20 protein-coding genes, 1 tRNA gene and 1 pseudogene are annotated in these 19,329 nt (G+C 39.9%); 8 read left to right on the top strand and 14 right to left on the bottom strand.

What is annotated here, in order from left to right; all coding sequences use genetic code 11:
* Nucleotides 1–265, top strand: a 265-nt coding sequence (locus F3G86_RS07040; RefSeq protein WP_149723458.1) for a fluoride efflux transporter FluC, incomplete at its 5' end; no start/stop codon positions are given.
* 415 nt (nt 266–680) lie between these two features.
* Here the strand turns inward: F3G86_RS07040 and F3G86_RS07035 are convergent.
* Complete coding sequence (locus F3G86_RS07035; RefSeq protein WP_149723430.1) at nt 681–1,163, bottom strand: hypothetical protein; 483 nt, start codon at nt 1,161–1,163, stop codon at nt 681–683.
* A 116-nt stretch (nt 1,164–1,279) separates the two neighbouring features.
* Between F3G86_RS07035 and F3G86_RS07030 the strand changes: the two genes are divergently transcribed.
* Genes F3G86_RS07030 through F3G86_RS07020 form a run of 3 tightly spaced genes read left to right on the top strand, consistent with a single transcriptional unit; the run spans nt 1,280 to nt 4,523 of the window.
* The gene (locus F3G86_RS07030) at nt 1,280–2,443 is read left to right on the top strand and encodes a cation:proton antiporter (protein WP_002940802.1); all 1,164 of its coding nucleotides are present in this window, start codon (nt 1,280–1,282) and stop codon (nt 2,441–2,443) included.
* Nucleotides 2,444–2,445: 2 nt separating this feature from the next.
* Entirely contained in the window at nt 2,446–3,723 is a 1,278-nt protein-coding gene (locus F3G86_RS07025) for a citrate synthase (protein WP_149723429.1), read from the top strand.
* Nucleotides 3,720–4,523 carry a 3'(2'),5'-bisphosphate nucleotidase CysQ family protein gene (locus F3G86_RS07020; RefSeq protein ID WP_149723428.1) on the top strand — a complete coding sequence of 268 codons (804 nt, stop codon included), beginning with the start codon at nt 3,720–3,722 and terminating at the stop codon, nt 4,521–4,523. The genes F3G86_RS07025 and F3G86_RS07020 overlap by 4 nt, the downstream gene beginning before the upstream one ends.
* A gap of 2 nt (nt 4,524–4,525) precedes the next feature.
* On the opposite strand, the gene F3G86_RS07015 is transcribed toward F3G86_RS07020, so the two are convergent.
* From F3G86_RS07015 to F3G86_RS06980, 8 genes are read right to left on the bottom strand one after another with little or no spacing between them, the layout of a single operon-like run.
* Nucleotides 4,526–4,990, bottom strand: coding sequence for a damage-inducible protein (locus F3G86_RS07015; protein ID WP_149723427.1), 465 nt, complete (start codon nt 4,988–4,990; stop codon nt 4,526–4,528).
* Between the two features lies 1 nt (nt 4,991).
* Nucleotides 4,992–6,548, bottom strand: coding sequence for a methyltransferase regulatory domain-containing protein (locus tag F3G86_RS07010; RefSeq protein ID WP_149723426.1), 1,557 nt, complete (start codon nt 6,546–6,548; stop codon nt 4,992–4,994).
* Nucleotides 6,549–6,557: 9 nt separating this feature from the next.
* Nucleotides 6,558–7,055: a redoxin family protein gene (locus F3G86_RS07005; protein ID WP_012140478.1), complete on the bottom strand. Its 498-nt coding sequence runs from the start codon at nt 7,053–7,055 to the stop codon at nt 6,558–6,560.
* Nucleotides 7,056–7,091: 36 nt separating this feature from the next.
* Nucleotides 7,092–7,766, bottom strand: coding sequence for a molybdate ABC transporter permease subunit (gene modB, locus F3G86_RS07000; protein WP_149723457.1), 675 nt, complete (start codon nt 7,764–7,766; stop codon nt 7,092–7,094).
* Nucleotides 7,766–8,623: a sulfate/molybdate ABC transporter ATP-binding protein gene (locus F3G86_RS06995; RefSeq protein ID WP_149723425.1), complete on the bottom strand. Its 858-nt coding sequence runs from the start codon at nt 8,621–8,623 to the stop codon at nt 7,766–7,768. The genes modB and F3G86_RS06995 overlap by 1 nt, the downstream gene beginning before the upstream one ends.
* A gap of 2 nt (nt 8,624–8,625) precedes the next feature.
* Nucleotides 8,626–9,015 carry a TOBE domain-containing protein gene (locus F3G86_RS06990; RefSeq protein WP_149723424.1) on the bottom strand — a complete coding sequence of 130 codons (390 nt, stop codon included), beginning with the start codon at nt 9,013–9,015 and terminating at the stop codon, nt 8,626–8,628.
* Nucleotides 9,012–9,767, bottom strand: a complete 756-nt coding sequence (gene modA / locus F3G86_RS06985) for a molybdate ABC transporter substrate-binding protein (protein WP_149723423.1) — start codon at nt 9,765–9,767, stop codon at nt 9,012–9,014. The genes F3G86_RS06990 and modA overlap by 4 nt, the downstream gene beginning before the upstream one ends.
* Nucleotides 9,768–10,550: a TOBE domain-containing protein gene (locus tag F3G86_RS06980; protein ID WP_103581455.1), complete on the bottom strand. Its 783-nt coding sequence runs from the start codon at nt 10,548–10,550 to the stop codon at nt 9,768–9,770.
* A gap of 154 nt (nt 10,551–10,704) precedes the next feature.
* Between F3G86_RS06980 and F3G86_RS06975 the strand changes: the two genes are divergently transcribed.
* From F3G86_RS06975 to F3G86_RS06965, 3 genes are read left to right on the top strand one after another with little or no spacing between them, the layout of a single operon-like run.
* Nucleotides 10,705–11,421 (top strand): MlaA family lipoprotein, encoded by a 717-nt coding sequence (locus F3G86_RS06975; RefSeq protein WP_149723422.1) that lies wholly within the window; start codon nt 10,705–10,707, stop codon nt 11,419–11,421.
* A 2-nt stretch (nt 11,422–11,423) separates the two neighbouring features.
* Nucleotides 11,424–12,026: a Tgt2/MlaC family protein gene (locus F3G86_RS06970; RefSeq protein ID WP_103580989.1), complete on the top strand. Its 603-nt coding sequence runs from the start codon at nt 11,424–11,426 to the stop codon at nt 12,024–12,026.
* On the top strand, nt 12,026–14,476 hold the full coding sequence (locus tag F3G86_RS06965; protein WP_149723421.1) for an efflux RND transporter permease subunit: 2,451 nt from the start codon (nt 12,026–12,028) through the stop codon (nt 14,474–14,476). The genes F3G86_RS06970 and F3G86_RS06965 overlap by 1 nt, the downstream gene beginning before the upstream one ends.
* A 2-nt stretch (nt 14,477–14,478) precedes the next feature.
* Here F3G86_RS06965 and F3G86_RS06960 read toward each other — a convergent pair whose 3' ends face one another.
* Nucleotides 14,479–15,054 carry a BON domain-containing protein gene (locus tag F3G86_RS06960; protein WP_103565952.1) on the bottom strand — a complete coding sequence of 192 codons (576 nt, stop codon included), beginning with the start codon at nt 15,052–15,054 and terminating at the stop codon, nt 14,479–14,481.
* A gap of 75 nt (nt 15,055–15,129) precedes the next feature.
* Between F3G86_RS06960 and F3G86_RS06955 the strand changes: the two genes are divergently transcribed.
* Nucleotides 15,130–15,227, top strand: a tRNA-Sec gene (locus F3G86_RS06955).
* 122 nt (nt 15,228–15,349) lie between these two features.
* Here the strand turns inward: F3G86_RS06955 and F3G86_RS06950 are convergent.
* The 4 genes and pseudogenes from F3G86_RS06950 to F3G86_RS11215 form a co-directional block, all read right to left on the bottom strand.
* The gene (locus F3G86_RS06950) at nt 15,350–15,691 is read right to left on the bottom strand and encodes a hypothetical protein (protein ID WP_149723420.1); all 342 of its coding nucleotides are present in this window, start codon (nt 15,689–15,691) and stop codon (nt 15,350–15,352) included.
* A gap of 2 nt (nt 15,692–15,693) precedes the next feature.
* A complete protein-coding gene (locus tag F3G86_RS06945; protein WP_149723419.1) occupies nt 15,694–17,016 on the bottom strand; it encodes an NFACT RNA binding domain-containing protein in 1,323 nt (440 codons plus the stop codon).
* Between the two features lie 74 nt (nt 17,017–17,090).
* Nucleotides 17,091–17,615 carry a methyl-accepting chemotaxis protein gene (locus F3G86_RS11220; protein ID WP_103575376.1) on the bottom strand — a complete coding sequence of 175 codons (525 nt, stop codon included), beginning with the start codon at nt 17,613–17,615 and terminating at the stop codon, nt 17,091–17,093.
* Nucleotides 17,616–18,230: 615 nt separating this feature from the next.
* A pseudogene (locus tag F3G86_RS11215) lies at nt 18,231–19,010 on the bottom strand (cache domain-containing protein); the annotation flags it as partial.
* Between the last annotated feature and the right edge of the window lie 319 nt (nt 19,011–19,329).

The raw sequence follows: 19,329 nt of genomic DNA, 5'->3' as shown, positions 1-19,329 counted from the left end.
CTTTCCGCTAACCACGCTTGGCGTAAATGTGCTTGGCAGCTTCATTATAGGCGTTTTATTTTGTCTAAATTTAAGCCAAAGTGTGAGGGTTTTCTTAGTCGTTGGCATACTTGGCGGCTTTACCACGTTTTCAAGCTTTAGCCTTGATAGCGTTAAATTTTTACTAGAAGGCGAACTCATAAAAGGCTTTTTAAATATATTTTTAAACCTTATCCTTTGCCTGATCGCAAGCTATTTTGGCATTTTGCTTGGTAAAAATTTGTGAGAGCTTGCAAATTTAACAGAGCTGTTTATAAATTTAAATTTTGTTAGATTTTTTAACTGTATGTGGCACGACAGTGCTATCGCATGCACCTCCAACGTGCGAGGGGTTTTTACTTCGACTTCGTCTCGTAACTGCAAGCAGACAGGGGATTTAAAAAGGGGGATAAGGGGACGGCCTCGTAACTCGAGTCCCCTTGTCTCCCTTTTGAATAATTTGAATAAAAAGAAAATTTGCAAATTTAATAAAGCTATTTTGCAAATTTTAAAATTCCATTCACTCGCAAGAATTGACTACTAAAATTTGACTTCGCTTTCAGCTTAGCTCAAATTTTAGAGCCGAAATTGCTCTTAAAATTTACTTGACGCTCACCGATATACAAACGCATGCAGTGCGTAGCTTCGCCACATGCGCCCCTCTACCTAGCTTCTATCTTTGGCATCTGCAGCATAAAATTTCTAGCTTCGCTTAAAAGCACTGGTTTGAGCGCATCTGCTGAGGTTTTTGGGTCGTAAATTCTCTCATACGAAAGCATTAAAACTCCATCTTTTTTAAGCAAAAAGTGGATTATTTCTATATTTTTGCTCTTAGTTTCATCTTTTATAAGAGCTAAAATTTGATCATTTTCTTCGCTAAAAAGCACATTTTTATCTTGCTTAAGAGCCTTTTTTAGCTCTTCTAGCTCGCTTTTTGTCTTGACATCTTTGTTAAACTTTACTCTAAAAGAGGCAAAGTGCTCGTCCATGTTTTCGTTTTTTAAAAAGTAAAAGCTCTCGTTTTTGACCACTTGCTTCTTATAAAATGTGCTCCCATCAAACCTAAAACTCTCAACCAAGCTTAGCTCATCTGCCAAAGAAATGACACCAAAAAACAGCAAAACAAAAAGGCTAAATTTACGCATAAAATTTCACTCCAAATTTCTAAAAATAGCCACCATTTTGCCCAAATTTCGCTTAGCTTAATCAAAAAATAACAAAGCTTTTTATACAATCAGGCATTTTTATTTTAAGGATCTTTTTGCAGTTACACCAAGCAAGCGAGCTTAGCATCCTTGTCGTTTTGGCATTTATCGTCTTTGCTTCGCCTTATATTTCTAAAATTTTACGCATCCCAGTCGCGCCTGCTGAGATACTACTTGGAGCGGTTGCTGGCTACATCGGAGTTGTCGGCGAGAACGAGATGTTTAAGCTCATCAGCGAAGTTGGCTTTTTCTTTTTGATGTTTCTAGCTGGCATGGAGATCGATCTTAGGATGCTCATAAACATCGACCGTAAAATTTTGCGCCTTGGGCTCATCTATCTAGCGCTCATCTACGCTCTAGCCACAGCTTTGACGCTAGGACTTGAGCTTAGTCTGCTTTACATCATCATCATCCCGATAATGGCCGTTGGCATGATATTTACGCTATTTAAGGAGTATGGCAAGCAGCAAGAGTGGCTAAATTTAAGCATGCTAATCGCAACTATCGGCGAGCTTTTAAGCATCACGCTTCTAACATTTACCGCTGCTTACTTGCAGTTTGGAGCGAGCATAAATTTATGGCTAACGATTGGCTATTTGATCCTATTTTTGGCTATCAGCGTGCTTAGCTTTAAAATTTTGGACGTGCTTTTTTGGTGGTATCCGGGGCTTAAAGTAGTGCTTATGCCACACTACGACAAGGACGAGAAGGACATCAGGCTTTGCATCGCGGTATTTTTCACGATGATAGCCTTGATGCTCTATCTAAATTTAGAGGTCGCCTTTGGTGCGTTTATCGCGGGTATGTTTATCACGACATTTTTTGATCACAAAAAGGACTTGCCGCACAAGCTTTCAAGCTTTGGATTTGGCTTTTTGGTGCCGATATTTTTCATCCACATAGGCTCGACCTTTAAGCTTTCAAGCCTAGGATCTAGCGAAGTGATAAAGGATGCTATTTTTATATTTTTAGCGATGCTTGGCACGAGAGTTGTATCTAGTTTGCTCTTTTTGGGCAAGCTTGGCTTTAGAGGGATATTTTTATTTTCCGTTTCGCAGTCTATGCCGCTCACTCTTTTGATCGCAGTTGCTACTATCGCACACAAATCAGGCGAGATAAGTGACTATTCTTACTCATCTTTCATCCTAGCGAGCCTCGCACAAGCTATAATAGGAGCTATAATCATCAAAATTTTAATGCAATCAAAAAGCAAGGAGTAAAAATGTCATCAAATACAGCCACGCTGACCGACAACCGAACTGGCAAAAGCTATGAATTTCCTATTCTAAAAGGCACGATGGGGCCAGACGTCATCGACATATCGACCTTTTTTAGCGACACTGGGATGTTTACCTTTGACAGGGGCTATACCTCAACTGCGATGTGCCGCTCAGCCATAACCTACATCGACGGCCTAAAGGGTGAGCTCATGTATAGAGGCTACGACATCGCCTATCTGGCTGAAAATAAGACATTTTTAGACGTTGCCTACCTGCTTTTAAACAAAGAGCTACCAACTGGCGAGCAATATGCAAGCTTTAAAGATGAGCTCAAAAAAAGGAGCTTCATACACGAGGGCATGATGAAGCTATTTGATGCATTTCCAGACAAAGCGCACCCTATGGCGATCTTGCAGGCAGCAGTCTCAGCGCTAAGTGCCTTTTACTCAGACCACCTAAATATGGATAAGCCTGAAGAGTACCACGAGATGGCTATGAGGATAATCGCCAAGATCCCAACGATCGCAGCCTTTAGCTACCGCTACTCACGCGGCCTTCCTATCATATATCCAAATTTAGATCGTGGCTTTACTGAAAATTTCCTCTACATGATGAGGGGCTATCCATACGAGCACGTCGATCTTAAGCCAATCGAGATCAAGGCGCTTGATACGGTCTTTATGCTGCACGCTGACCACGAGCAAAATGCCTCGACTACGACTGTTAGGACAGTTGGCTCTACGCACGCACACCCATACGCATGTATAAGCGCAGGTATCGGCGCACTTTGGGGCTGGGCTCATGGCGGGGCAAACGAGGGTGTCATCCGCCAGCTTGAAGAGATCGGCTCGGTCGCAAACGTCGATAAATACATCGCTAGAGCAAAGGATAAGAACGATCCATTTAGACTAATGGGCTTTGGTCACAGGGTCTATAAAAACTTCGATCCGCGCGCAAAGGTGCTTAAAAAGATGAGAGATCAGCTGATGGATGAGATCGGCATTAGCTCAGAGCTCATAAAGATCGCCAACCGCATCGAAGAGATCGCGCTAAATGACGACTACTTTGTAAGTAGAAATTTATATCCAAACGTCGACTTTCACTCAGGGCTCATTTTAAAGGCGCTTGGCATACCAAATAATATGTTTGCCGTCATTTTCGTGATCGGTAGGACGCCAGGCTGGATCAGCCAGTGGATCGAGCTAAAAGAGCAAGAGAGCATAAAGATCGTCCGCCCAAGACAGCTCTACGTCGGAGAGACAAACAGAACACCAAAATGAGCGAGCTTTTAAATTTAGCCATCAAGGCAGCCATCGGCGCTGGGGGTGAGATAATGAAATTTTACTCATCTAATAGCCAGGCGCTTAAAGTCTGCCTAAAAGATGACAGCTCGCCGCTAACTAGCGCTGATCTAGCGGCAAATGAGGTGATACTAAAAGAGCTAAGCAAAAGCGGGATAAAAATTTGCTCTGAAGAGAGCATCTTGCAAGAGAGTGACAAAGATGAGTTTTGGCTAGTTGATCCCCTTGATGGCACGAAAGAATTTTTAGCTAGAAACGGCGAATTTTGCGTTTGTATAGCGCTTATAAAAGAGGCTAGACCGGTGCTTGGTGTCATTTTTATCCCAGTTAGCAAAGAGCTTTTTTACGCTGATGAAAACGGCGCTTTTAAAGAAATTTTAGGCGCTAATGATGAGGTCATAGAAAAACAAGATCTAAATGAAAAAACTAAAAGCTTAAACAACTTCATCTTTTCAAGCAGAAGAGGCGAGACGAAGAAGGTTGAGCTCATAAGAGATAGTTTAAATTTAGAGCAAAAATGCATCGGATCTGCCATTAAATTTTGCCGTTTAGCCGAGCTTGGCGGGATATATGTGAGATTTAGCCCAAGCTATCTTTGGGACAATGCTGCAGGCGAGGCGGTAGTGAAATTTAGCGGTGGCAAGGTCTTAAACGCTAGCGACAGATGCGAGCCAAGCTACAAGCTAGCTGATCTAAAAAGCCCATTTTACGTAGCTTTTGGCAAAAATGCTTTGAGCTTAGAGGATGAAGTTTTTAGGCTGATAGAGCAGGGCAGATAAGGCTACTTGCACCTTATCTCACCACTCATCTTTAAAAATGCGCTCTCGTTTTGCTCTAAAAATTTATTTGCCGCTTCTAAATCTTGAAATTTATCTTTTAGTCTGATCACTAAAGTGCCGCATTTTAGCTCTCTAGCTCGCTCTAAACTGGCATCAAAGCTTTGCGTTAGATCATTTACGCTTTTTATCAAAAGATCGTTTTTGCCTAGCTCTTTTACGTTAAATTTAGCGTGTCTCTCAGCTCTTACTACGCCAAGATAGTTTGCGACTTTAGCATTGCTTATATAGATGAAAACTCCCTCACGCAAGTTGCTGCTAAATGCCACTGCATCATCTTGCTCAAGTATCTTTGCAAGCTCTTCGCCGCCGTAGTTTAGGCTGCTTTTAAGATTTAGATTTTTCACGCTTGGCTTGCTAGCACAACCTATAAGAAAAAGACAAAATATAAGAGCTAAAGTTCTTTTCATTTTAAATTTCCTCAAGCAAATAGAGCATGCTAGCTATCTTTGCTGTGCCTATGACGTAGCTTTTTATGTGAGCTACTAATCTGTCATTTTTAAGCTCTTTGCCATTTTTGTCAGATATTTTTATGCTGTTTTCTTTTATAAATTTCAAACTCTTAGCCGTTATTTCTTCTAAAGTATTTTTGCCATCAAGTAGTAAAAATATGTAGTAATCAAGCATGCTAAGCTGTTCTGCGAGTCCAAATTTATTTGCAAAGATTATGTCTGTATTATCTTTGTGATTTAAAAAGTACTTTATATAGCCAGTTAAATTTGTCTTTAGCCTTGAGTGATTTGGAGCATATTCTATATCTTTTAGCTCATCTTTTACGATCATTGCGTCTGCCGAGTTTGTTAAAAGCCTTACAAAAGCGCTATAAACTGCTAGCTTATCTTCTGGCAAAATCTCTAAAATTTGAGAGAGATTTATACTTGCTGGATACATTTTGTAAAATACCTCACAAAGCCAAGAGATATCTTGAGGCATAAGAGCAAATTTATCGTGCCACCCATCATCTTTTTTTATAAAGTCATCCACAATGTGAATTTTATTTACATCACTTGGTCCTATTTGTTTGTTTGCCACACTCTCATAAGCCTTAGCATGCACGATGAGGCTTTGTCTAAAGACCCTGTTGCTAACTATATCTATAAACTGCTCTAGATCGATCCTGTCTTTAAATTTCTTATCTTTATAGCTATCTGCAAGTTCCATGCCAATATTAGGAGCCAATATATCTTCAAGTCCGCATTCGCAAAGATAGGCAAGCTCGTTTTTAACAAGCATAGCGTTAAAATCTTTAAAGTAAAATGGATCGTTTATCTCTTCTAAAAACTCATGTGCTACGTAAAAATCACTTTTGCTAAGAATATTATCTATCCAAAAAAGAAGTACCTTGAGAGGTATTTGTTTCTCGTATATTTCATTGTCTTTGGCTAGTAAAATTTCCTTAAAGATTAAAAGCGCCTCTTTAGCAGCTTTTAGCCTCTCTTCTGTGCTATTCTGATCCTTTGCGGCAAGTAGCATAAGATCACGCACGACATCTTTTATCTTCCAGCCAGGATAGACATTGTAAGAGATAAACGCCACGCCGTTTTGGCTTAAATTTTCTCTTACGACCCTTAAAATAGCATCTTTCACAAAGTCAGGCACCCAGCTAAAGACGCCGTGAGCTATGATGTAGTCAAATTTCTCATCGCTTTTAAACTCGCAGATATCGCCGTGAATTAGCTCTAAATTGCTTAGTCCTATCTCTTTTACGATCTCTTTACCACGCCTTATTTGTTCGCCGCTAAGGTCGATGCCAACTACTCTTGCATCCTTGTTATTTACGGCAAATGGGATCAAATTTCCACCAAAACTGCACCCTATCTCCAAAACTTTTGCGTTTTTGCAAGGCGGTGGATTGATACCAAGAAGTGTGGCGCAAGCCTCTAGTTTATAGGGCGATGACTGCGCAAATGCTGCTGATTTATATGTTAGTTCGTCGTAAGACTTTTCGATCTTGCTATTTTTGTCCATTTTCTATCCTCAGTAGTCTTCGTTTTTTATCTTCTCCAGCATATTTTTAGCGTCGTTTTCAGGCTCATCAACGATATATGCGCGCCTTATATTGCCACCTTTTATGATAAGTGTTTGACGAAAGTAAAATTTATGCCCATTTGAAGCAGCAAAGACTGGAAGCTCAAGCGCGCGCTCTAGCATAAACTCGCTATCATTTAAAAACATCACGCCGGTTGCCGTCTCTTCTTCAAATTTCTTTTGAGCCGCGATATCTTGGGAGCCAATAGCCACTACCATAAAGCCAAGATCATTAAATTCTTTAAGAAGTTTTTTGTAGTTTATCGCTTGCTTGGTGCAGCCTTTCATGCCAGCAGTTTTTTGTAACTGCTCGCTTAAAAGCCCGAAGTCCTCGCCTATCTTTGGATAGATAAAAACTACGCAGTCGTGGGTCCTTGCAAAGGCTGAAAAGTCAAATTCTTTACCGTCTAAAGTCCTTAAATAGATACTTGTAGGCACTTTTATCATGTTTCGTCCTTTAAAAATTTTATCTATTATATATCTTTAAGCTTTTTTAGAATTTAAGAGATAGACGATAAAAAGGACGAAAAAGCTGATTATTAGCATCAAAAGTGCGTAGATGTGAGCTTTGGTATAGTCAAGCATCTCAACTGCTTCAAATATCGCGATGCTAGCGACCTTGCTCTCGCCAGCCACGCTGCCACCTATCATCAAAACCACGCCAAACTCGCCCATCGTATGAGCAAAACTAACGACGATTGCGGTTAGTAAATTTGACCTGATACTTGGCAAGATCACCCTAAAAATGGTCGTGAGCTTGCTTTTACCAAGGCTGTAGCTCGCCTCAAAAAGGCTCTTTTTTAGGCTATTTAGCCCAGCGTAAATGGGCCCAAACATAAATGGCAGCGAGTAGATGCAGCTTGCCACAACAAGGCCTGTGAAGTTAAAAACTAGCCTCACGCCAAAGAGCTCTTCTATAAATTTGCCAAAAAATGAGTAAGGCGAGAGAAAAATGAGCAGATAAAAGCCAAGAACGCTTGGCGGCAGCACCAAAGGCAGTGAGATGATGGACTCTAAAAATGCCTTGCCAAAGAATTTCTTTTGCGACATAAAATAAGCCAGTGCCACGCAGAAGAAAAATAGTATAAATGTCGTGATAAAAGAGAGTTTTAGCGAAAGCCAAAACGGCTCATAATCAATATTTGCTAGCTCACTCATCATGTCTTTACCAAATTTACGCTAAAGGCTTTTGTGCTAACTATGGCCGTGTCGCCAGCTCTTAGCCCACTAGCTTCTGCGCTACTTAGCACGATCTCGCAAATTTGGCGGTTTATTAGCACGCTTGCTACAAAAATGGCGTCACGCTTTTTGATCTCTAAAACCTTAGCGTTAAACGCAAATTTTTGCGATCCTGCGCTTTTTAAAAATATCTCACTCGCACTGCCAGACCTTGAAATTTTGCCATTTTCAAGGACAAAAACCTTGCTACAAAGCTTGTAAATTTCAGCTATGTCGTGACTTACTAAGATAACACTCATCTTAAACTCATCGTGAAGTGCTAGTAAATAATCCTGCAGCTTCTCGCGCATGGCGTTATCTAGGGCACTTAGTGGCTCATCAAGTAGTAAAATTTCTGGCTTTCTCATCACTGCACGAGCAAGTGCCACGCGCTGCTTTTGACCGCCTGAAAGTTCACCAATTTTCGCATTTTTTAGGCTCTTTAGCTCGCAAATTTCAAGCAGTTTGTTTGCTAAATTTTCATCATTATTTGCAAAGAGTAAATTTTTAAAGACATTCATATTTTCAAAAAGTGCGTAGTCTTGAAACAAAAAGCCGATATTTCGCTTTTGCGGGGCTAAATTTGTCTTTTCATCAAAAAAGATATTATCTCCAACCTTTATCACGCCACTTTGTGGGGCTTCAAAGCCAGCGATAAGCCTTAAAATCGTAGTTTTACCTCCGCCACTTGCTCCATAAAGTGCGATAAACTCGCCACTTTCAAAGGCAAGCTCAGCCTCAAGCATAAATTTACCGCCACCGCCATTTAGCTCTTTTTTGCAAGAAATTTCTATCATTTTTAAGCACTTACGTGGATACTTGTTGATTTAACGTAGGCAAATACCTGCTCGCCTACCGCTAAATTTAGCCCTTTTAGAGCGTGATCTGAGATGATTGCTTCAAAGCAAAGCTGCTCACACTTTAGGCTAATGATGCTTAAAATTTCACCGCAAGTTATGCTAGCAACCTCGCATTTTAGCTCATTTTCAAGAGAGCTAGCCTCAAGTCTAAGCCTTGATAAGATGACGTCTGAGCTTTTGAAATTTAAGCTCACCTCATCATTTAGAGCAAATTTGCTAGCCTCATTTAAGGCTAGCATATATAAATTTGTCCCTAAATTTAGGCACTCAAACTCAAAAAAACTGACGCCATCTTTGGATGAAATTTGAACGATCTTTGCTTTTATCATTTAGCTGGGACGTTGTAGCCAAATTTCTTAAAAATTTCTCTTGCCTTTTCGCCCAAGATAAACTCATAAAATGCTTTCGCATCAGCGTTATTATCAGCATGTTTTAAGAGCACGATGCCTTGATCGATCGGAGTGTAGAGCTCTTGAGGCACGAAGATGTAGTTGGTGCCCTCTTTGTATTTTGCCATTTTCTCGCTAAAAAGCGCGCTAGCAGCGATAAATCCAACATCTGAAGCACTCAGTGCCTGAGAAAGTGTCTCAGAAATTTTTTGAGCATAGACGATGTTTTTCTCTACTTCGTCATAAATTTTTGCGTTTTTAAGAGCCTCGATGCTAGCCTTGCCATAAGGTGCGGTTTCTGGGTTTGCTACCGAGATCGCTTTTAAGCCGCGAACCACTTTGATACCCTTTTTAAAGTCCACATCTCTTATAGAAAAGATCGCCAAAGCGCCTTGCGCATAAACTTTTGGAGCAGCCACTGCAAAGCCTGTGTCGTAGGCTTTTTGTGCAAAGCCCATATCAGCAGCCATGAAGATATCAGCTGGGGCCGAGTTTTGTATCTGCGTGACAAGACCACCGCTTGCGCCAAGAGTTAGGTTGATCTTAGCGTCTGGATGAAGCTTGTTAAACTCTTTTATAAGCTCAGGAAACGCATAAGTCGTGTTTGCCGCGGCATAGATATTTACCTCTGCGCCAAGTGCGTTTATGGCAAGCAGAGCCGCTGCGCATAGAAATTTAAAAACCTTTTTCATTTATACTCCTATTATGATTTGAGATGATTTTACTATTGCTAAAAGCGTGTCGCCAACGCCTATTTGCATATCCATTGCGCTATCTTTTGTGATGATGGCAGTTAGGGTCTGCTCATCACTTAGTTTTAGCGTGACCTCGGCATTTACAGCGCCTATCTTTGCCTCGATGACCTCACCTTTTAGCTGATTTTTAGTGCTTATTTTTATATCAAGATCTTTTGCAAGGATGACAGAGGGCGCTTTAAAGATGAAAACTACCTTTTGACCCACTTTTAGGCCTAAATTTTTCTCGCTTTCGACTGTTATGGTCGCTTCAAGCGTGTTGCCGTTACTTAGCTTTGCGGTGATCTCAGAATTTACAGCGCCTCTATTTATACTAACGATCTCGCATGAGAGCTGGTTTCTAGCGCTTAAATTCATACTCATCCTTTGTAAATTTATGATATCAACATCTTCAAAATCAACCTTTTGACAAATTTTTTGCAAAAAATCCTTTTGCGTCTCGAGGATAGCGTCGTAAATTTTTATCAGTTTTTTGGCGTATGGGCTAAGCTCTGAGCCGCTATTTTTCTTGTTGCCATCAGCTCTTATGATGAGAGGCTTGCTGCTTTTGTTGTTTATCGTATCTAAGCAGTCCCAAGCGTTTTTGTATGATATGCCGACAACCTCAGCTGCTTTTGTGATACTTTTTGTCTCTTTTATCGCCTTAAGTAGCGCTATATGCTTTGCTAAAACCTGCGTATCTTCGCCTAGAAATAGCTCTAAATTTATATCTGCTTTCAAATTTTTAACCTCTAAATATATAATAATAATTTGCAAAGTATATCTAATTATATTAATTCGCAAGCTTAAATTACAAATTTTCTTTAACTTTTTGTAAAGTTTCAAGAGGATAAAATCTAAGCCACATTTTATAAATAAATTTTAAGGTTTTATGATGAAATTTTTGCTTGCTATCTTTTGTAGCCTGCTTTTAGCCTGTGCCAGCGCCGACATAAACGCGACTAATGGCAATGAAAATGATGACTTTGATGTTGAATTTGAAGCAAAAAAAGATGTATTTGACCCACTTAGTGGCTACAACCGAGTGATGACAAACGTAAATGACTTTATCTATATAAACATGCTAACTCCAGTAGCAAAAGGCTACGCTTATGTCGTGCCAGCCACAGCTAGAACGATGGTTGCAAATTTCTTTGACAACCTCCTTTTTCCAGTTCGTTTTGTAAATAACCTGCTTCAGTTTAAATTTCAAAATGCTGGCGAAGAGACTTTGCGATTTTTAGCAAACACGATAATTGGCTTTGGAGGGCTAACGGACGGGGCAAAATACTATGAACTAAAGGCTCACAACGAGGACTTTGGACAAACCCTTGGCTACTGGGGGCTTGGAAGCGGCTTTCACATCGTTTGGCCACTTATAGGACCATCAAATTTAAGAGATACTGGCGGCCTAGTTGGAGACTATTTTGCTGATCCTATCAGCTACGTTGATCCTATGCTTTTATCGGCTGGCATCAAGTCATATAGGGCGTTTAACAGCTTTTCACAAGATCCAACTGCTTATGAAAAACTAAGAAAAGATGCGATCGATCTATATCCATTTTTACGCGATGCTTACGAGCAAAGACGCGATAAACTTATCAAGGAGTAAGTATGAAAATTTTAAAAATTATAGCGGCGATTTTACTTTTAGCAACTAGCCTTTTTGCCCTCTCAAAAGAGCAGATAAAGCCTGAGATAGAGGCAAAGACAACAAAGGTGATTGAAATTTTAAAAAATACAAATTTAGATAATAATGCAAAGACAAAAGAGATTTTTGCTCTGCTTGATCCACTATTTGACTACAAACAAATGGCAAAGATCAGCCTTGGCAAACGCTACAATAGCCTAAGTGCTGACGAGCAAGCTAAATTTGACGCTGCATTTGAGCAAAAGCTAAAAAGCTCATACATAGACAAACTTTTAGGCTACAAAGACCAACAGATCCACATCACTGGAGAGAGTGAGCCTCAAAAAAATAGATACTGGCTCACATCTGAGCTTCTAAATGACGGTAAAAACTATGAATTTGTCTATAAATTTTACGATGCAAAAGAGCGTGGCTGGCTCATTTATGACCTTGATATCGTTGGTGTGAGTATCATTCAAACTTATAGAAGTCAGTTTGGCGACGTGCTAAACAATGGCGATTTTAATACGCTTTTACAAAAACTAAACGAAGCGGTTTTGCCTGATCAAAACAAAACCAATCCTTAATGCAACAAATTTTTAAATTTATCATTGCCAAAAACAAGCTTGTTATCTCGCTTGTGCTAGTTCTAAGCGTAGTTTTTGGCTACCTTAGCACAAAGCTTAGTATCGATGCTTCGGCTGAGACCTTGTTGCTTGAGCATGACCCTGATCTAAAAGCTTATAGGCAGATCGCAAAGCGCTATGACTCGCCAGGGCTTTTGGTGGTCGCTTTTACCCCAAAAGATGATCTTTTTTCACCTAAAAATTTAGAGCTTATTAAAAATTTAAGCGATGAGCTAGCCAAAAATGATATGGTTAGCAGCGTCATCTCTATCTTAAACGTGCCACTTCTAAATAGCGTAAAAGGCGGCGTTACAGGCATCTTAGATCACACTCCAACGCTAAGTGATAAAGATATAAATATCTCAAAAGCAAAGCTTGAGTTTGCAAAAAGCCCCATTTATAGCGGAAATTTGATAAGCAAAGATCTAAAAACTACAGCGATCGCGCTAAATTTAAAGCAAGATGATAAATTTAACGAGCTTTTAAATGAGCGAAATTTACTTAGTCAAAAAGAGTCAAACGGCACTATCACGCAGGCTGAAAAGCTTAAATTTAAAGCGCTTTTAGCGGAGTTTAAAGCCTACCGTGATGAGCTTAGAAAGAGCGATCACAAAAACCTTGAAGCCATAAAGGCAGCCATCGCTAAATTTAACGCAAACGATGAGCTATTTTTAGGCGGCGCAAACATGATCGCTGATGATATGATAGGCTTTATAAAGAGCGATCTTTTGGTTTATGGGCTAAGCGTTCTAGCGCTTCTTAGCTTTAGTTTGTGGCTATTTTTCAGGCAGGTGAGATGGATCGTCTTGCCGATGTTTATCTGCGCGGTAAGTGCTATTTTTACGACTGGGATTTTTGGTATGTTTGGCTGGGAAGTGACGGTCATTAGCTCAAACTACATCGCACTTCAGCTAATTATCACCATTTCAACAGTCATCCACCTAGTCGTAAGCTACAGAGAATTTTACGCAAGACATCCAAAATACAGCCAAAATCAGCTCATCTATCTGACACTTCGTGACAAATTTTCTCCATCTTTTTGGGCGATATTTACGACAGTCATTGGCTTTAGCTCATTAATGAGTGCCGATATAAAGCCAGTTATCATGCTTGGCATTATGATGAGTGCTGGTATTAGCGTTTCACTTGTGCTTGCATTTTTGCTATTTGGCGCGATAAATGTAAATTTAAAGAAGCTTGCTCCTGTTAGGACATTTGAAAATAGCTTTAAATTTACAAAATACTGCGCAAATTTAGCCCTAAACTCAAGAAAGATCATCTACGCAGTTTGCGTGCTAGTCGTCTGCTTTGGCATCTATGGCATCAGTAAGATAAAGGTCGAGAACAGCTTCATTGGCTACTTTAAAGAGAGCACGCAGATCCGTCAAGGCATGCAAGTCATCGACACAAAGCTTGGTGGCACGATCCCGGTTGATGTGATAGTGAAATTTAAAGAGAGCGAGCCAAAGCAAGAGAGTGGCGAAGAAAAAGATGACTTTGAAAGTGAGTTTGAAAACGACGCAAAGAGCGCGAAATACTGGTTTAACAGCTACCACACAAGAGTTGCAGAGAAAATTCACGACCATTTGGCGCAGCAAAATTTTGTAGGTAACGTAAGCTCTCTTGCAACTCTCATAAAGGCGATAAAAGAGTTAAATAACGGCGTTAGTGATGATTTTTTGCTAGCAGCGATGTATGAGAAGCTACCACTTGAGTATAAAAACATCTTGTTAAGTCCTTACGTGAGCGTCGAAAACGATGAGCTTAGATTTAGTTTAAGGATCATCGATAGCGACTCTGAGCTTAGGCGAAATGAGTTTTTAAAAGAGCTTAAGGCTGGGCTTTCCAAGCTTACTAAAAACGATAATGTAAGCATCGAAGTTGTTGGTATGATGGTGCTTTATAACAACATGCTTCAAAATTTACTTAGCTCGCAGGTTGATACATTTGGACTAACGGTTGCGATACTTTTTGTCATATTTTGCTTTGTTTTTAGAAGTATCAAGCTAGCAACCATCGCGATAGTCTCAAATTTGATCCCGCTTTGCACGCTCTTTGGCGTGATGGGATTTTTTGGCATACCGCTTGATGTGATGAGCATTACGATAGCGGCCATTAGTATAGGTATCGGCGTTGATGATATCATCCACTACATCCACCGCTTCAAAGAGGAGCTGCTTACAAAGGATGTTTTTGAAAGCATCAAGGCTGCACACGCTAGCATAGGATACGCGATGTATTACACCTCATTTACCATTTTCCTTGGATTTAGCGTGATGATAACAAGCAACTTTATACCGACTATTTATTTTGGTTTGCTGACCGATCTTGTTATGGTCTTTATGCTGCTTGGAGCGCTCATCATCTTGCCAAGTCTGATAGCTAGTTTTGTGAAAAAGCGCGAGGTATAAATTTATTTGATAACTTTGATAAACGAATAGACATCCGCCACGCCATCAATGTGCTTAGCGTACCAAATGGCATGCTTTTCTTGCTCGATGCTATCTACCACACCGCTAAAAACAACGTCACAGCCAACGATGCTAACACGCACATTTGTACCCTCAACGACGCTATCTTTGAAGAGATTTTGCTTTAAATTTGCAAGAATGCTTAGGCTATCGCACGGATACTCGCTCTTTTTTGCCCTAAGATAGGTGTAAATTTTGCGCACACCGTCCGTGCTTTTGGCAAGCTCAACTAGCTTATCTTCAAGCTCTTTGCTATCAACAAGCCCTATGAGATAGGCATCGCCGTAAAAGACCTCTATCTCGATGTCGATGTTACTAAGTCCTTTTGAAAAGAAAATTTTGCTTTGTAGCTTGCTTTGGATAAATTTATCACGAGAGATCGAGTAGATACCGCGTTTATCGCGAGAAATAGAGTATGCGTCATATACATTTAGTGGCGCTGTTGCTGGGGTGAGGACTGAGGAGCAAGAGCAAAAAAATAAGACCAAAAATGCAAAAACGCTAAATTTAGAAATCATAAATCCTTTTGTAATTTCAAAAAGTTTATAGAAAATGGGCTAAAATTTATCTAAATCTGCTAAAATAACGCTCACGGAGGATAAAGTAATCTGGTGATGCTCACGGGCTTCAAACCCGATGACTGGGCGGTTGACCGTCTGGTGGGGAGTTCGATTCTCTCATCCTCTCGCCACTTTTACTTCTTTTAAATTTCTGCTTTTTAAATGATCTTTTTTTGATTTTAAGGCGCAGATAGCTAGTAAAATTTCAAAAACAAAGGTTGCAAATTTAAACCATGGTCTTTAAATTTAAAGTTTAAATTTTTATATCCAAAACGTGTGGCTCTTCGCTCTCTTCTTCGCTATCAAGCTCGTCCTTTAAGGCCTCTTCATCTTTAGCTTTTGCGTTTTGCTCTTCATTTTCAAACTCGCTCGCCTCTTCTTCGCTCTTTTGACGCTCGTGCTCTTTTTCAGGATCAAGTCTATACGACTCCTCCGTCGGACGCACCTCTTTGATCTCCTCGTTTTGCTGGGTGGCTAGCTCAGATGCCATTAGCGCTTGCATGTCAAAGCGTGCTTGCTGGTTTGCATGCACCTGCGAGACGACTGGGGCGTTTTGGTTGATGAAGTTGCTGTTTCCTAAAGGTGTTACCGCCATTTTTAGCCTTTATTTATGATGATCGTTTTGTAGTTTGTGTAAGTGACGTTCGCGCCATTTTCACGCCTTAAATTTTCGCGTTTGGTGTAATCCACCTCGTATCTGCCAGCCCCTTTTACGCTAAACTCCACGCAAAATTTAGCCGCCATCTCTAGCACATCCTCAGGCACTTTGCTTTTGTTTGTTTTAACGATGACGTGAGCACTTGGGGCGTCTTTTAGATGAAGCCAGATGTCATCTTTTTTGGCTAGATCAAGTAAATTTATATTGCCTTTTTCGTTTCTGCCAACTAAAATTTTAAACTCTCTAACGTAAAAAATTTCAGCATTTTCGCTCACATCTTTTATGTGTCTCTCTCTTTGTTTTGCCTTGTTTTTTGGGCTTAAAATTTCAAGCTCATAGGCACTATTTGCCTCTTTTAAAAGTGACTTTAGACCTTCTAAAAACTCGATCTTTTCACTTAAATTTCTCTTTTCTATCTCCACTCCAAGTGCTTTTGCCCGAAGTTTTTTTGATCTTGCATAAAATTCATTTGCGCTATTTTTGGGTGTATCGCTAAGAGTTAGTTTTATCTCGTTGCCGTCAAAATCTTTCAGGCAAATTTCTCTCTCATAGCCCTTAAAATTTGCCAAATTTGCAAGCAAAAGCGTGCCGTAGTTTGCAAACTCCTCGCTCTTTTTCATAAGCTCATCTTTATCTTCAAGCGAGTTTAAAATTTCACTCATGCTATCTATCTTTTTTTGCACGCTAGCAAGCTTTGCCTCTTTTAGCCCAGCTATCCTTGCTTCATTTATCCTAGTGGCTTCACTTTTAAAAAACTCATCAAAGTCCGTTATAGGCTCGCACGGCTTTTCTTTTATGGCGATGGCTGGCAGCTCAACTAAAACTTCGCCAGTTTCTATTTTTCGGTAGCTATTATCGATATGCCTTAACGCCTCGATGATGACGTTATTTTCGTCAGTTATCACGGCGTTTGTAAAGCGGCCTGTAAATTCAAGATAAAGTATAAAATTTTCGCTTTTATATGAGCCACTTTGTGTGCAGGTAAATTTTAAAATTCTATTGTCTTTTAGGCACTCGACGCTTTTTATGTGTGAGGCGTTAAAACGCTTTTTTAGGACGTTGTCAAAGGGTGCTTGATAAATTTTCGCCTCTTTTAGCTCATCATCTTTGTAGATCGCTGAGTTTGACTTATTTAGATCAAAAATGATCTTTTCGCCGCTAAATTCGATAAGTATAGCCATGTCGCTTACGCGCTTTGCTTGGCTTATCTTTTTAAATTTTGATAGATAATCTGCTATTTGAACTAAATGTGCGTACTTCATGCGTGGATTATATCAGAAATGTTGCAAAAATGTTTTAACAAAAGGCCCTAGCTGGTTTGCTAGGACCAAAATCACTAAAATTTGTTTTTAGCGACCTCTTTTACGATCTGATCAGCTATCTCATCGACCTCGTTTGTGGCCTTGTTTGTTTGATTTGCCACTTCAAGATTTTCTTTTGTTAGGTTGTCGATATCGGCAACTAGCGTGTTTATCTGAGCGATCGCTATGGTTTGCTCATTTATCGCCGCACTCATGTCGTCGATATTTTGAGTTAGGATATTTGCATTTGCTTCGATCTCGCCAAGGCTTTTTTGAGTGCGCTCGGCTAAATTTCTAACCTCATCAGCCACCACCGCAAAGCCCCTGCCATGCTCGCCCGCACGTGCTGCTTCTATTGCAGCGTTAAGAGCTAGTAAATTTGTCTGATCGGCGATGTCGTGGATGATGGTGATGATATTTTTTATCTCCTCAGACTGCCTTTTGACATCATCTGATCTTGCATTTACCTGCCTCATAGACGCACTCATTTGCTCAACCGCAGCCGCACCCTCAGAGAGCGAAGTCGCACTCTTGTTTGCCTTAGTAGTGAGCTCTTGCATGTAGCCTTTTAGTGCCTTTGCGCGGTCTTCTAGCAGTTTTGCGATCTCTTCGTTGTTTTTTAGCATCTGCGCGATCTTATCGCCAAGTGCGTCGATACCTTTTGCGATGACGCCCTCGTCGTTTATCCTAGCGGTAAAGTCGTTTTTAAAGTAAATTTCTAGCGCTTTTAAGATGTCATGCTCATTTGAAGCGATATTTGTCTTTAGTGCGTCACGTAGCTCGCCAAATGCCTCTTTTAGTTTAAGCAGAGCTTGGCTATTTGTCGTCGCTTCAAGCGTTGCTCTAAAGTCGCCACCTTTTATCTTGCTTACAAATTCTTGCGTTTTAGCTAGAAATTCGCGCTCGCTATTTAAATTCTCTTTTGTGCTTTCTATATTTTCGTTGATGATGCTAGCCATAATGCCTAGCTCGTCGCTTGTTTTTAGCTTGATAGGCTCGACGTTTGAAGTTTTGTTGTTTATAAATTTAAAGACCTCGATTAGCCCATTTTGTATCGTTAGAACCGGCCTTAAGAAGTATCTAACGACCACGATGATAGCTATGATGACTGAGATCAAAAATAGACTAAACATCAAAATTTGCTTATTTGAAGCGCTTTTTATTTCAGCTACAAACTCATCAGCATCAGCCACTATACAGACGTTCCAGCCTGTTAGCTTTTGGTTTTGGCAGTAGATGACGTTTCTCATGCCATTATGGAAAAATAGCGAAACCTTGTCGCTATCTATGCTGTTTTTCATATTTTCTTTGATGAGGTTTTTATAGGTTTCATCTTCGTTTGAGACTAAATTTATATCAGGATGAACTATCACTTTGCCGTTATCATCGGCGATCATGATGTTTGAAGTCTTAGTTGTTTTTATCTCTAAAAGCTCTTCGCTAAGGCCGTTTAAGAAGATATTTGCGCCAATTACCGCCACAAGCTTGTGGTTGCCATCAAAGATAGGAGCGTAGGCTGTGATGGTTAAATTCTTTGTCGTGACATCTACGTATGGCTCTGAAAATCCAGGCTTGCCGCTGCTGCTCGCACCCTTAAACCAAGCCCTTGTGCGGCCGTCAAAATTTGGTATCAAAAATGGCTCGTTGTTTTTCAAAAGATCAGTCTTGATGACGTTGCCATTATCCGCATAGCCTACAAATAGCGCGTCAAATGGCGAAATGACAAACGCACCCTTTAGCGCCTCAGCTATGTCGTCCCTGCTAGCATAGAGCTTTTTATCCCCTAGCTCTTTTGCAAAGGCTTGCACCATGTGAAGTCTTGACTTTAAAAACTCATCGACAAAGTACATCGTCGATTTAAGCCCTGTTTTTCGTACGTTGTTGTACGACTGAATTTTTTCCGATTTGGAATTTGAGTAGTTTATACTAAAAAATATGCCTATGCCTATTAGCATCCAAGCTGTCAGCAAAAAGGCTATCTTGTTAGACAAGCTAGAAAAAAGTCTTTTCATCTTAAATCCTTTTAAAATTTTCGGCGTATTTTATAATAAAAGTTAAATAATATCTCTTAATTTTTATTTTTAAGAAAAAATGGCAAAAAGTAGCTAAATAACGTTAGTTGTGATAAATTTTACTAAATTTTGTTGTTTTGTTTATCCAAAACAATAAATGGAGTATTTCAGGGCTTTTGCATAAAATTTAAAGCTAAATTTTACGTTGAATTTATTTTAGTTGCTTAAATTATAATTTTAAAATATATAAAAAAGAAAATGC

This window comes from Campylobacter concisus (assembly GCF_902460595.1).
Classification (GTDB): Bacteria; Campylobacterota; Campylobacteria; order Campylobacterales; family Campylobacteraceae; genus Campylobacter_A; species Campylobacter_A concisus_BL.
Note: the sequence above shows the minus strand (reverse complement) of the source record. Positions and strands in the feature narration are given on the sequence as shown.

Coding starts and splice junctions, on each gene's coding strand:
- F3G86_RS07035 (WP_149723430.1), bottom strand. CDS start 1,163: ATGCGTAAATTTAGCCTTTTTGTTTTGCTGTTTTTTGGTGTCATTTCT.
- F3G86_RS07025 (WP_149723429.1), top strand. CDS start 2,446: ATGTCATCAAATACAGCCACGCTGACCGACAACCGAACTGGCAAAAGC.
- F3G86_RS07020 (WP_149723428.1), top strand. CDS start 3,720: ATGAGCGAGCTTTTAAATTTAGCCATCAAGGCAGCCATCGGCGCTGGG.
- F3G86_RS07015 (WP_149723427.1), bottom strand. CDS start 4,990: ATGAAAAGAACTTTAGCTCTTATATTTTGTCTTTTTCTTATAGGTTGT.
- F3G86_RS07010 (WP_149723426.1), bottom strand. CDS start 6,548: ATGGACAAAAATAGCAAGATCGAAAAGTCTTACGACGAACTAACATAT.
- F3G86_RS07005 (WP_012140478.1), bottom strand. CDS start 7,055: ATGATAAAAGTGCCTACAAGTATCTATTTAAGGACTTTAGACGGTAAA.
- modB (WP_149723457.1), bottom strand. CDS start 7,766: ATGAGTGAGCTAGCAAATATTGATTATGAGCCGTTTTGGCTTTCGCTA.
- F3G86_RS06995 (WP_149723425.1), bottom strand. CDS start 8,623: ATGATAGAAATTTCTTGCAAAAAAGAGCTAAATGGCGGTGGCGGTAAA.
- F3G86_RS06990 (WP_149723424.1), bottom strand. CDS start 9,015: ATGATAAAAGCAAAGATCGTTCAAATTTCATCCAAAGATGGCGTCAGT.
- modA (WP_149723423.1), bottom strand. CDS start 9,767: ATGAAAAAGGTTTTTAAATTTCTATGCGCAGCGGCTCTGCTTGCCATA.
- F3G86_RS06975 (WP_149723422.1), top strand. CDS start 10,705: ATGAAATTTTTGCTTGCTATCTTTTGTAGCCTGCTTTTAGCCTGTGCC.
- F3G86_RS06970 (WP_103580989.1), top strand. CDS start 11,424: ATGAAAATTTTAAAAATTATAGCGGCGATTTTACTTTTAGCAACTAGC.
- F3G86_RS06965 (WP_149723421.1), top strand. CDS start 12,026: ATGCAACAAATTTTTAAATTTATCATTGCCAAAAACAAGCTTGTTATC.
- F3G86_RS06960 (WP_103565952.1), bottom strand. CDS start 15,054: ATGATTTCTAAATTTAGCGTTTTTGCATTTTTGGTCTTATTTTTTTGC.
- F3G86_RS06950 (WP_149723420.1), bottom strand. CDS start 15,691: ATGGCGGTAACACCTTTAGGAAACAGCAACTTCATCAACCAAAACGCC.
- F3G86_RS06945 (WP_149723419.1), bottom strand. CDS start 17,016: ATGAAGTACGCACATTTAGTTCAAATAGCAGATTATCTATCAAAATTT.
- F3G86_RS11220 (WP_103575376.1), bottom strand. CDS start 17,615: ATGCAAGAGCTCACTACTAAGGCAAACAAGAGTGCGACTTCGCTCTCT.